Annotated in this window: 12 protein-coding genes; all 12 read left to right on the top strand. The window is 71.4% G+C overall.

Annotated features, from left to right (window positions below; genetic code table 11):
• Nucleotides 1-80 precede the first annotated feature (80 nt).
• The 12 genes from M1203_RS31740 to M1203_RS31685 all read left to right on the top strand — a co-directional run bounded on the left by M1203_RS31740 (nucleotide 81) and on the right by M1203_RS31685 (nucleotide 11,452).
• Nucleotides 81-1,016, top strand: coding sequence for a hypothetical protein (locus M1203_RS31740; RefSeq protein WP_249953290.1), 936 nt, complete (start codon nucleotides 81-83; stop codon nucleotides 1,014-1,016).
• Between the two features lie 37 nt (nucleotides 1,017-1,053).
• Nucleotides 1,054-1,821: a GntR family transcriptional regulator gene (locus M1203_RS31735; protein WP_249953289.1), complete on the top strand. Its 768-nt coding sequence runs from the start codon at nucleotides 1,054-1,056 to the stop codon at nucleotides 1,819-1,821.
• A gap of 164 nt (nucleotides 1,822-1,985) precedes the next feature.
• A complete protein-coding gene (locus M1203_RS31730; RefSeq protein WP_249953288.1) occupies nucleotides 1,986-3,107 on the top strand; it encodes a TIGR03364 family FAD-dependent oxidoreductase in 1,122 nt (373 codons plus the stop codon).
• Between the two features lie 59 nt (nucleotides 3,108-3,166).
• On the top strand, nucleotides 3,167-3,895 hold the full coding sequence (locus M1203_RS31725; RefSeq protein ID WP_374404530.1) for a phosphonatase-like hydrolase: 729 nt from the start codon (nucleotides 3,167-3,169) through the stop codon (nucleotides 3,893-3,895).
• Nucleotides 3,895-5,025, top strand: a complete 1,131-nt coding sequence (locus tag M1203_RS31720) for an ABC transporter ATP-binding protein (RefSeq protein ID WP_249953287.1) — start codon at nucleotides 3,895-3,897, stop codon at nucleotides 5,023-5,025. Before M1203_RS31725 ends, M1203_RS31720 begins: the two co-directional genes overlap by 1 nt.
• The gene (locus M1203_RS31715) at nucleotides 5,018-5,977 is read left to right on the top strand and encodes a 2-aminoethylphosphonate ABC transporter permease subunit (protein WP_249953286.1); all 960 of its coding nucleotides are present in this window, start codon (nucleotides 5,018-5,020) and stop codon (nucleotides 5,975-5,977) included. Before M1203_RS31720 ends, M1203_RS31715 begins: the two co-directional genes overlap by 8 nt.
• Nucleotides 5,964-6,761, top strand: coding sequence for an ABC transporter permease subunit (locus M1203_RS31710; protein ID WP_249953285.1), 798 nt, complete (start codon nucleotides 5,964-5,966; stop codon nucleotides 6,759-6,761). Before M1203_RS31715 ends, M1203_RS31710 begins: the two co-directional genes overlap by 14 nt.
• Nucleotides 6,762-6,775: 14 nt before the next feature.
• Nucleotides 6,776-7,906 (top strand): 2-aminoethylphosphonate ABC transporter substrate-binding protein, encoded by a 1,131-nt coding sequence (locus M1203_RS31705; protein WP_374404472.1) that lies wholly within the window; start codon nucleotides 6,776-6,778, stop codon nucleotides 7,904-7,906.
• Between the two features lie 147 nt (nucleotides 7,907-8,053).
• Complete coding sequence (locus tag M1203_RS31700; protein WP_249953284.1) at nucleotides 8,054-8,833, top strand: HAD-IIA family hydrolase; 780 nt, start codon at nucleotides 8,054-8,056, stop codon at nucleotides 8,831-8,833.
• A gap of 93 nt (nucleotides 8,834-8,926) precedes the next feature.
• Nucleotides 8,927-9,583 carry a hypothetical protein gene (locus M1203_RS31695; RefSeq protein ID WP_249953283.1) on the top strand — a complete coding sequence of 219 codons (657 nt, stop codon included), beginning with the start codon at nucleotides 8,927-8,929 and terminating at the stop codon, nucleotides 9,581-9,583.
• A 1-nt stretch (nucleotide 9,584) separates the two neighbouring features.
• Entirely contained in the window at nucleotides 9,585-10,262 is a 678-nt protein-coding gene (locus M1203_RS31690) for a class F sortase (protein ID WP_249953282.1), read from the top strand.
• A 140-nt stretch (nucleotides 10,263-10,402) separates the two neighbouring features.
• Nucleotides 10,403-11,452, top strand: coding sequence for a glycoside hydrolase family 6 protein (locus M1203_RS31685; RefSeq protein WP_249953281.1), 1,050 nt, complete (start codon nucleotides 10,403-10,405; stop codon nucleotides 11,450-11,452).
• The last annotated feature ends 173 nt before the right edge of the window (nucleotides 11,453-11,625 follow it).

Below are 11,625 nucleotides of genomic sequence, written 5' to 3'. Positions count from 1 at the left end.
AGCCGTCCATGCGGCCCAAGCCGTCCATACGACCCGAGTCCCTTATACGGCCCGGGACGTCCCCTCTCCGCAAGCCTCTCGTGAGGCTCCGGCGCACCCTTGCCCTCGGGGTCACGGCGGCGGGCGCGATCGCGCCGACCGTAGTGCCCACGATGCCCACGCTGCCCGCGCTGCCCGCGCTGACCCAGGAAGCGCGGGCCGAGCAGGCGACGACTGTCCGGACGGCGGCCTCCTCCGGCGCGGGCGAGTCGACGCGCGGACCGGCGCGCGGACCGGCGCGCGGGCCGACGCGTGAGCCCCGCTGCGGCGATGTCTCCGATCGTGACTTCCCGATCGAGGCCCGTATCCATGGCGGGCCCGCCGGCTTCCGGCCCGGCGGCGGCCCCGGGACCTGGTTCCTCGATCTGACCAACACCACGGACGCGGACTGCCGGTACATCCATCCCGTGGTCGTTCTCGCCGACCGGGACCGCACGCTGGCCGTCTCCCAGGTCACGCTCCAGATCAGGCCGGCGACGTCCGGCGACGGAGGGCGGTGGCGCACGCTGTCGCTGGAGAAGACCGACGAGGACGAGATCGTCGGTGTCCTCAACGACGGCTTCCCGGGCTTCGTCGTACCGGAGGGCCGGACCGTGACCGTCAGCGCGCGGCTCGCCTTCGCCGCCGACGCACGCCCGAACAGGGTCGTGATGAGTGCCGCGACCGTGCAGCGCCGGGGCCGTGACGGCGACTGGGTGGGGGAGTCCAACACGTACGACTTCGCCGTCGGCTCGGGCGGGGTGAACGGCGACAGGGCAACCAGCGACAAGGAAGTGGCTGACAACGAGAAGGGCCACAGGGAGAAGGGCCACAGGGAGAAGGGCCACAAGGAGAAGCGGGCGGACGCACCGCCCGAACTCGCCCGCGCCGGAACCGGCAACGACCTCATCGGCCGTATCGCCGCCGCGACGGCCCTGGTCACGGCCGGAGTCGTGCTGGTCGTCGGCGTACGGCGGCTGCGGACCGGGCGCCCCTGACCGGCCGGGCCCGTACGCCCCATGCGAACATCCCCAGGTGGACTACCCGAACGACCAGGCACCAGGCGCACCCGTCCGCTCCGGCATTCCGGAGCACGGCCGCATCCCCAAGTACTACGCGGTCAAGGCGCGGGTCGCCGTCCTGATCGAGGAGTTGGGCGAAGGCGGGCTGCTCCCCACCGAACGCGATCTCGCCGTACGGTACGAGGTCTCCCGCGAGACCGTGCGCCAGGCCCTGCGCGAGCTCCTGCTGGAGGGCCGGCTGCGCAGACAGGGCCGGGGAACGGTCGTCGCGGGCCCCAAGCTGGAGCAGCCTCTCTCGCTCGCCAGTTACACCGAGGGTGTACGCAGGCAGGGCCGCCGGCCGGGCCGTAACCTCATCTCCCTCGACCGCTTCGCCTGCCCGCCCTCGCTGGCCGCCGCGACGGGGGTGGCGCTCGGTGAGCCGATCTGGCACATGGAGCGGGTGCTGCTGGCCGACGACGAGCGGGTGGGGCTGGAGAGCACCTATGTCGCCGTCGCCCGCGCGCCCTTCCTGGCCACGGAGTTCGACCCCGACTCGTCCTTCTACGGCTATCTCCGTGACGAGCTCGGCATCTCCTTCGGGGACGCGGACGAACGGATCGAGACCGTGCTCGCCACCCCGCGCGAGGCGCTGCTGATCGGCACCCCGCCGGCTCTGCCCATGCTGCTGATCCACCGTGTCTCGCGCGATACGGGGGGCAACCCGCTGGAGCGCGTGCGCACCCTCTACCGCGGAGACCGATTCAGCTTCACCACCCACCTGGGCGCGGTTCGCGACTGAAGCCCAGCGACTCACAACCGGCGACTGGCGACCAGTCGCCACGGCGGTCATGACTATCTCGATCACGGAAAGATAACGGGTCTGGTCCAAACTTGAGGGCCCGTTAACCGTCCGGTCGCCGACCGGACGGTTCCGGGCCACCACCCGCGAGGAGCGTTGCCGCTGTGAGAGTCATCGTCGTAGGAGCCGGCGTGGTGGGAACCATGCACGCCTGGCACGCAGTGAACCGCGGCCACGAGGTCGTACAGATCGAGCGCGAGACCGAGGCGCGAGGGGCCTCTCTCCGTAATTTCGGACAGATTTGGGTCAGTGGCCGCGCGGGCGGCGAGGAGCTGGAGACGGCGCTGCGGGCCCGCGAGCTGTGGGAGGACATCGGCCGTCGCGTCCCTGACCTCGGCTTCCGGGCCAACGGTTCGCTGACGCCGGTACGTACCGAGCTGGAGCTCGCCGTCGCCGAAGGGGCGGCCTCCCGCCCCGACGCCGCCGCCCGCGGTTATCGACTGCTCACGGCCGCCGAGGCGCGGGTGGTCAACCCGGCGCTCCGGGGTGACTTCACGGCCGCTCTGTGGTGCGAGCGGGACGCGGCCGTCGAGCCGCGTACGGCCCAACTCGCCCTCAAGCGGGAGCTGCTGGCCTCCGGGCGGTACACCTACGTCGGCGGGCGCGAGGTCCGCGAGGTCGTCGGTGAGCACGCCGTCCGTGACGACCACGGTGAGACGCACACCGGCGACGCCGTCATCCTCTGCACGGGCGCGGCGCTGAGCGGGCTCGTCCGTGAGCTGGTGCCCGATCTGCCCGTGCGCCGCGTGCGCCTCCAGATGATGCAGACCGATCCCCTCGGCGAGGACCTCACCACCTCCGTCGCGGACGCCGACAGCTTCCGCTACTACCCGGCCTACGCGAGCGCGGCGCTCGACGCGCTCAACGCGGGCCAGGCGCAGGACCCCGTCGCCGCCGAGCACCGGATGCAGCTGCTGATGGTGCAGCGCCGGGACGGCGGGCTGACCATCGGCGACACCCATGAGTACGCGCACCCCTTCGCCTTCGACCTGCTGGACGACCCGTACGCGCATCTCTCCGCCGTCGTCGAGTCCTTCCTCGGCCGGCCGCTGCCGCGCATCAGGCGCCGCTGGGCCGGGGTGTACGCGCAGTGCGTCGACACCACCCGGGTCGTGCACCGGGAGCGGGTGCGGGACGGGGTGTGGCTGGTGACGGGGCCGGGCGGGCGCGGCATGACGTGCTCGCCCGCCATCGCCGAGACGACCGCGAACGAACTGGACTGGTGAGCAGGGTGAATGAGACGAGCAAGGTGACTGAGGCGAGCAAGGCGACTGAGGTGGGCAAGGTGAACAAGCCGAACGTGTCGGGGCAGCCGGCCGACGGCACCAGAGGCGCGACCGACGCGATCAAGCTGGTCGTGCTGGACATGGCGGGCACCACAGTCGCCGACGGCGGACTCGTCGAGCGCGCGTTCTCGGTCGCGGTGCGTCGGATGGGCGCCGAGCCGGAGGCGATGCTCGCTCATGTGCGCGCCACCATGGGCGAGTCCAAGATCTCCGTCTTCCGGCATCTCTTCGGGGGCGAGGCGAAGGCCCAGCAGGCGAACACGGCCTTCGAGACGGCCTACGGGGAGCTGGTCGCCGCCGGGCACATCGCGCCCGTACCCGGCGCGCGCGAAGCCATCGAGGAGCTGCGCGCCGAAGGCCGGACGGTCGTACTGACCACGGGCTTCGCCCGCGTCACCCAGGACGCGATCCTGGCCGCGCTGGGCTGGCGGGACCTGGTGGAGCTCACCCTCTGCCCGGCCGACGCGGGCGGGCGCGGACGTCCGTACCCGGACATGGTGCTCGCGGCCTTCCTGCGCACCGGCGTGGCCGACGGGGTCCGGGAGATCGCGGTCGTGGGTGACACGTCGTACGACATGCTCAGCGGGGTTCGGTCCGGCGCGCGAGTCGTCGCGGGCGTGCTGACCGGCGCCCATGGCCGGGACGCGCTGGAGGCGAACGGCGCGACGCATGTCCTCGCCTCGGTCGCCGGTCTGCCGGCCGCCCTCGCCGCGGCGGAGGCGCAGTGATGACCGGCCCCACGGTCAGGAACACCACGCGCGAAGCCGGGGTCTCGCACGCGCCGCCGCGCAGTGGCATCCGCTTCGACGGCGTGTCGGTCGCGTACGGCGGGACCACCGTCCTCGACTCCCTCGATCTGACCGTCGAGCCGGGGGAGTTCATGGCGCTCCTCGGCCCCTCCGGCTCCGGCAAGACGACCGCGCTGCGCGCCGTCGCCGGATTCGTCAGGCCGGCCGCAGGACGGGTCTTCATCGGTGACAGGGACGTCACGGACCTGCCGCCGTACCGACGCGGCATCGGGATGGTCGTCCAGCAGTACGCGCTCTTCCCGCATCTGCGGGTCGAGGAGAACGTCGCCTTCGGACTCAAGGCGCAGCGGGACCCGAAGGTCCCCAGGAGCGAGATCCCGGGCCGGGTCGCCGAGGCGCTCGGGCTGACCGGCATGGCCGCGTACGCCCGGCGCTACCCGCGCGAACTCTCCGGCGGTCAGCAGCAGCGCGTCGCCATCGCCCGCGCGCTCGCCATCCGCCCCCGGGTGCTGCTCCTCGACGAGCCGCTGTCCGCCCTCGACGCGCGGCTGCGTTCCGGAATGCTCACGGAACTGGCCCGGCTGCACCGCGAGTTGCCCGATGTCTCCATCCTGTACGTCACCCATGACCAGGTCGAGGCGCTCACCCTGGCGGACCGGATCGCCGTCATGGACCGGGCGCGGCTGACGGACTGCGGCACCCCGCGCGAGCTGTACCGCAGTCCGCGTTCCGAGTTCACGGCGTCGTTCGTCGGCAACGCGAATCTGCTGCCCGTCACGGTCGCCGCGGCCGGGGTCGCCTTCGCGGGTACGGAGATCGAGGTCGCGACCGGCGACGCGGCGCGGGGTGCCACGGCGACCCTCTGCGTACGCCCGCATCTCGTCGGTCTCGGTGCCGGGCCCAACGCCCTGCGCGGCACGGTCGCCGAGGTGCAGTGGCGCGGCTCCACCCACCGGCTGTACGTGGAGGTGGCCGGCCACCGGCTCAAGGCGGATGTCCGGGAGCTGCGCGAGGCCCCGGCCCTCGGCGACGAGGTGACCGTGCACTTCGCGCCCGAGGACGCGGTGCTGCTGCCCGCGGGCGCGACGGGCGGTGGCCCCGATGTCTAGTGCCGTGTCCGGCGCCGGGGCGGCGAAGGAGTCCGTACGACGACCCGCCGGCGGGACGTGGCAGGAAGGCGAACGGCGTAAGGACCGTGCACCGCGGCGGGACCCCGAGCCGCGGAAGACCCGTGGGGCCCGGCGCGACCGGAGGCTTCTGTGGGCCCTGCCTCCCGTCGCCGCCCTCGCGCTCTTCTTCCTCTATCCGCTCGCCCTGGTCGTCGAGCAGTCCTTCTCGCCCGACACGGGCGGCACCTCGATCGAGCCGTACACCGAGGTCTTCGCCTCCGCGGCCTTCCGCGAGGCGCTCACCACCACGGTCTGGCTGGCGGTCGGTTCGACCGCCGGATGCCTGGTCCTCGGCTTCGCGCTCGCCCTCGTCATCGCCTTCGTACCGTTCCCCGGCAGCCGGGCGGTCGCCCGCTTCATCGATGTCTTCCTCTCCTTCCCGTCCTTCCTGATCACGCTCGCGCTGCTGTTCATCTACGGCACGGTCGGCATGGTCAACGGCGCCTGGACGGACCTCACGGGCGCCGCGTCCGGGCCGGTGCAATTCCTGACCACCCCCTGGGGCGTGCTCCTCGCCGAGATCACCTACTTCACGCCGTTCGTGATGCGCCCGCTGCTCGCCGCCTTCTCCCAGCTCGACACCGCGCAGATCGAAGTGGCGTCCTCGCTGGGTGCCCGGCCGGCCAGGATCGTGCGGCGGGTGATCCTGCCCGAGGCGCTGCCCGCGCTCGCCGCCGGCGGCAGTCTCGTCCTCGTCCTCTGTCTCAACGAGTTCGGGATCGTGCTCTTCACCGGCGCCAAGGGCGTCACGACCCTGCCGACGCTCGTCTACAGCAAGGCGATCCTCGAATCCGACTATCCGGCCGCCTGCGTGGTCGCCGTCGTCAATGTCGCGCTCTCCGTCGGGCTGTACGCCGTCTACCGAATGGTGGCTCGCCGTGCTGGTGCATAGCCGTACGGGACGGTGGGCCGCCTGGGGCGGCTTCCTCGTCCTCTTCCTGCCGCTCTTCGCGCTGCCGCTGCTCGTCGTGGTCGCCGCGTCGTTCGCCACCAACTGGTCGGGCGCGCTTCCCTCCGGGCCGACCGCCGGGCACTACAGCGCCGCCGTACGCGGGGAATCCCTCCAGGCCCTGCTGACCAGCCTGATCACGGCCGTCACCGCCAGCCTGCTGGCGCTGACCATCGGGAGCTGGGCCGCGCTGGCCGGAGCGGCGCTGGGAAGACGCGGACGTCGCGCCCTCGAAGCGCTGTTCATGCTGCCCGTCGCCGTGCCGTCGGTGGTCGTGGGGCTCGCCGTACTGGTCGCGTTCAGCCGGCCGCCACTGCTGCTGAACGGCACGCGCTGGATCGTGATCCTGGCGCACACGGTGCTGGTCACGGCGTTCGCCCACCAGTCGGTGTCGGCGGCCCTCCGGCGGCTGGACCCGATGTACGAACAGGCGGCGGCGTCGCTCGGCGCCCGCCCCTCGTATGTGCTGTGGCGGGTGCGGATCCCGCTCCTGCTGCCCTCGCTCAACGCGGCCGCCGGCCTCTGCTTCGCCCTGTCCATGGGCGAGTTGAGCGCCACGATGATGCTCTATCCGCCCGACTGGATGCCACTGCCGGTACGGATCTTCACCGCCACCGACCGCGGCTCCCTCTTCACCGGCTCGGCCGTCGCCGTCGTCCTGATGGGCACGACGCTGCTGGTGCTGCTCGCCCTCTCCCGTATCCGTACCAAAGCCACTTTCCGCTAGGAGAAGACCACGTTATGCGCGCCTTCACTCGCCAGCCGTTCCCCGCCCCGCGGACATCCGCCCCGCGCAAGCCCGTTCTGTGTAAGCCCGTCCTGCGGTCATCCACCCTGCCCTTGATCGCGGGCGGAGTGGTCCTCGCGCTCTCCCTCACCGGCTGCGGCGGCTCCTCCACCGCCTCGGACGAGAAGTCCGTCACCGTCTACAGCGCCGACGGACTCAAGGGCGAGAACGGCGACGGCTGGTACGACCAGGTCTTCAAGGACTTCGAGAAGGAGACCGGCATCAAGGTCAACTACGTCGAGGGCGGATCCGGCGAGGTCGTCCAGCGCGCCGTCCGCGAGAAGTCCAACACCCAGGCCGATGTCCTCGTCACCCTCCCTCCGTTCATCCAGCAGGCCGACGCCAAGGGGCTGCTCCAGCCGTACGAGCCGAGCGGCGCCGAGCAGATCGACGCGGCCGGCAAGTCCCCCGACTCCACCTGGACCACGGTCGTCAACAACTACTTCGGCTTCATCCGGAACACCAAGGAGCTGAAGCAGGCGCCCACGACCTGGGAGGACCTGCTCGACCCGGCGTACAAGAACAAGCTCCAGTACTCGACGCCCGGCGTCGCGGGCGACGGCACGGCCGTGGTCATCAAGGCCATGCACGACTTCGGCGGAAAGGAGCCGGCGATGGCCTATCTCAAGAAGCTCCAGGCCAACAACGTCGGCCCGTCGTCCTCCACGTCCAAGCTCGCGCCCAAGGTCGACAAGGGCGAGATCCTGGTGGCCAACGGAGACGTTCAGATGAACTTCGCGCAGGCCAGGTCCATGCCGAATCTGGGCATCTGGTTCCCGGCGAAGGACGGCGGCAAGCCCACCACCTTCGCTCTGCCCTACGCGGCGGGACTGGTCAGCAAGGCCCCGCACAGCGAGAACGGCAAGAAGCTCCTCGACTTCATGCTCGCCGAGCGTGCGCAGGGGCAGGTCAGCGAGATCGGCGGCGGTTTTCCGGCCCGGAGTGACATCAAGCCCACCGACGCGAACGCCGTCGCGCTCTCGAAGCTGATCGACGGCGTGGAGATCTTCGAGCCTGACTGGAAGGACATCGAGCAGAACCTCGACACGTACATAGACGCCTGGAAGTCGGCCACCGGCAGCTGACGGACCTCCCCGGCCGGCCGCCGTCCCGGCCGCCATCCTGATCGCCTGTGCGGTGGGCGGGACCCCGTGCCGTCCACCGCACGCGCTGGTTAGGCTGAGCGTGTCGGACCGTGCATTATTGGCCACCGCAGAGCGGAGAACAGTCCAGTGGCAGAGCGCAAGCCGATCGAGTCGTGGCTCACCGACATGGACGGCGTCCTCATCCATGAGGGTGTCCCGATCCCCGGCGCCGCCGAGTTCATCAAGCGACTGCGGGAGTCGGGCAAGCCGTTCCTCGTCCTCACCAACAACTCGATCTACACCCCGCGCGACCTCCAGGCCCGGCTGGCCCGGATGGGGCTCGATGTGCCCGTGGAGAACATCTGGACCTCGGCGCTCGCCACCGCCAAGTTCCTGGACGACCAGCGGCCCGGCGGTACGGCCTATGTCATCGGCGAGGCCGGGATGACCACGGCCCTGCACGACATCGGCTATATCCTCACCGACCACGAGCCGGACTATGTGGTGCTCGGCGAGACCCGTACGTACAGCTTCGAGGCGCTGACCCGGGCGATCCGGCTGATCAACGGCGGAGCGCGGTTCATCTGCACCAACCCCGACGAGACCGGCCCTTCGACCGAGGGTCCGCTGCCCGCGACCGGCGCCGTCGCCGCGCTGATCACCAAGGCCACGGGCAAGGCCCCGTACTTCGCGGGCAAGCCCAACCCCCTGATGATGCGGACCGGGCTCAACGCCATCGGCGCGCACTCCGAGACCAGCGCGATGATCGGTGACCGGATGGACACCGATGTGCTGGCAGGGCTGGAGGCCGGGATGGAGACCTTCCTGGTGCTCACCGGCGTGACAACCCCCAACGATGTGGACCGCTATCCGTTCCGCCCGTCGAGCATCGTCGACTCGATCGCCGATCTGATCGACCGCGTCTGAGTGTGTCCATGCGGCGTATGAGCGAGTGACCGCGCGCTGCGGATGCGAAATCCGGCGGCGCGCGTGAGTCTGTCGTGTACCAGGAGGTTCACGATGCGTTCAGGGTTGCTCGCTCTCCGTGCCGCGGGGGTGGTCGCCGTACTGATGGCCGCGCCCGTCCTCGGCGCCGCCGACGCGCGGGCCCATGACTCCGTACAGGTCATGGTCACGCCGTCCGCGGTCGCCCCGGGCGGTGAGATCGAGATCAGGGCCGAGGGCTGTGCGAGCGCTTCGGGCGCCGCCGTGTCGCGGGTCTTCGCCGCCGAGGCGCAACTGAAAGGCGGCGCGGGGGGTGCGCGTGGCGCGTTGACCGGATCCACCGTCATCGGACCCTCCGTCAAGGAGGGCAGATACGAGATCGACGTGCGCTGCGACGGTCATGGTCACGCGGGCGCGGGCAGCTTCGATGTCGTCGCCCCCGCCGGGCACGACCGGCCAGGTCACCACGCCAGTCCCGTCGCACCGGTCCGCGCGGGCGGCGGTGGGGCGGCGCCCCTGGCCGCGGACGCGGATCACGTACATGGGACACGAGACGCGCACGACGCGGGTGACGTGGGTGGCGTGGACACGGACTCACGATCCGCCGCCGAGGCCACCGGGCCCGGTATGCCGCACGCGGTGATCGGTCTGGTCCTGGCCGGTGTCGCCGCGGTCGCCGTGGCCCTCAGAAGCGCACGGCGCTCGCGCCACTCCGAGCGGGACTCGGACTGATATGTCCGGCCGGAGCACCGCCCCGGGCATCGGCAGACTGCTGGCCGGACTGACCTGGGCCGTCCTGCTGCTGGGGCTCTGGCTCTGGGGCCGTGACATCGGTGAAGGGCCCGGCGGCTGGTCCGCGCTCACCACCGGCGATGTCGCGGCGGTCGGCCGCCCGCTGAGGGTGGCGCTGCCACCGGCCCGTACCCCGCTGGCGCCGGCCGAGCCGCGGCGCGTGGCGGTTCCGGCGATGGGGATCGACGCGCCCGTCGTGGCCCGCGGGCTCGATGACACCGGGGCGATCGATCCGCCGCCGTACGCGACACCGCGCGCGGTCGGCTGGTACGGCGGCGGGGTCCAGCCGGGCGCGGAGGGCGCCGCGCTCTTCGTCGGCCATGCCGACACCACGACGGAACCGGCGGTGTTCCACGGGCTGAGCGCGGTCCGGCGCGGCGCGAAGATCCTGGTGACCCGGGTGGACGGGAAGACCGCCGAGTTCACCGTCGACGACGTACGGGTCCTCGGCACGGACCGCTTCGACGCGCACAAGGCCTATGGGCCGCACACAAGGTCCCGTGCGGAGCTGCGGCTGATCACCTGCGGTGGAACCTTCGACCGCGCGACGGGCTCCTACACGGCGAACGTGGTGGTCTCGGCGTATCTGACGGGAGTGAGCGAACCGCGCGACAGCTGACGGCGACAGCCGACGGGGACGCGGTCCGGCCCGGGGCCGGTATGCCAGGATTGGCGACGACCGGGCCGGCTCGCTCGGGGCGGCCGGGGGAGAGCGGCCCCGGACCCGGGACACAGTGACGGTGCACCAAGGGGGAGTGAATGTACGGCAGTTATTCCGGCCGCGGCCGCGGCGCCGGGAGCGGACGCGTACGGGCCGGTGTGGCGACGGCGGGGGCCGTGCTGCTGCTCGCGGGCTGTTCGTCCGACGGTGACGGTGACGACGCCGACGGTGGTGCGAAGGCGGCGCCGATCGGCCAGCGACCCAAGGCGGAGGCGCCGTACTGGGTCAACCCCGAGGGCAGGGCGGCCCGTCAGGTCGCCGCGTACGACAGCGCGGGCGCCACCGAGAACGCCGCGCTGATCCGGAAGATCGCCGAACAGCCGGTCGCCGAGTGGATCGGCCCCGACACCCCCGAGGCCCAGACCAAGGGCTTCACGGAAGCGGCGAAGAAGGCCGACCGCGATGCGCTGCTCGTCCTCTACAACATCCCGCACCGCGACTGCGGCCAGTTCTCCAAGGGCGGCGCCTCGGACGGCAACGCGTACCGCGCGTGGGTCGACCAGGTCGCGAAGGGCATCGGTGACCGCCGCGCGACCGTGATCCTGGAGCCCGACGCCCTATTGCACCTGGTGGACGGCTGTACCCCGGGCCAGTTCCACGAGGAGCGCTACGACCTGCTCAAGGGCGCCATCCAGCGGCTCAAGCAGCAGCCGGCGACCTCGGTCTACCTGGACGCGGGCAACGCCGGCTGGCAGACCCCCGACGCGCTCTTCGAACCGCTCCAACGGGCGGGCATCGCCGACGCGGACGGTTTCTCGGTGAACGTGTCCAACTTCTACCCGACGGCGGCGAGCAAGGACTTCGGCAAACGGCTGTCCGCCAAGGTCGGCGGCAAGCCCTTCGTGATCGACACCAGCCGCAACGGCAACGGCCCTTACACCCAGGGCGATCCGAGCGAGAACTGGTGCAACCCGCCCGGCCGCGCGCTCGGCGAACAACCCACCACGAAGACCGGGGACCCGCTGGTCAAGGCATACCTGTGGATCAAGCGCCCGGGAGAGTCGGACGGCGACTGCAAGGGCGGCCCCAAGGCCGGGGACTGGTACGCGAACTACGCCCTGGACTTGGCTCGCAACAGCGGGGGGTAGTCGGGGTGGGCCGGGGGGTGTGGATGCGGGTGGGGGCCGCCCCTGGGTTTGAGTTTCGCGGTTGCGGGTCGGGTGTCAAGGGCGCTCCTTCGTCGCGTCGGCAAGCCGATGACCTTCGGTCACCCTTGACTCCCGCCCCTCCACCGCAAGTGCTGCTTTGAGGGGGGCGGCCC

It is taken from the genome of Streptomyces sp. 35G-GA-8 (assembly GCF_023534745.1).
Taxonomy (GTDB): Bacteria; Actinomycetota; Actinomycetes; order Streptomycetales; family Streptomycetaceae; genus Streptomyces.
This window is presented reverse-complemented; position numbering and strand designations above follow the sequence as displayed.

Coding starts and splice junctions, on each gene's coding strand:
- M1203_RS31720 (WP_249953287.1), top strand. CDS start 3,895: ATGACCGGCCCCACGGTCAGGAACACCACGCGCGAAGCCGGGGTCTCG.
- M1203_RS31715 (WP_249953286.1), top strand. CDS start 5,018: ATGTCTAGTGCCGTGTCCGGCGCCGGGGCGGCGAAGGAGTCCGTACGA.
- M1203_RS31705 (WP_374404472.1), top strand. CDS start 6,776: ATGCGCGCCTTCACTCGCCAGCCGTTCCCCGCCCCGCGGACATCCGCC.
- M1203_RS31695 (WP_249953283.1), top strand. CDS start 8,927: ATGCGTTCAGGGTTGCTCGCTCTCCGTGCCGCGGGGGTGGTCGCCGTA.
- M1203_RS31690 (WP_249953282.1), top strand. CDS start 9,585: ATGTCCGGCCGGAGCACCGCCCCGGGCATCGGCAGACTGCTGGCCGGA.
- M1203_RS31685 (WP_249953281.1), top strand. CDS start 10,403: ATGTACGGCAGTTATTCCGGCCGCGGCCGCGGCGCCGGGAGCGGACGC.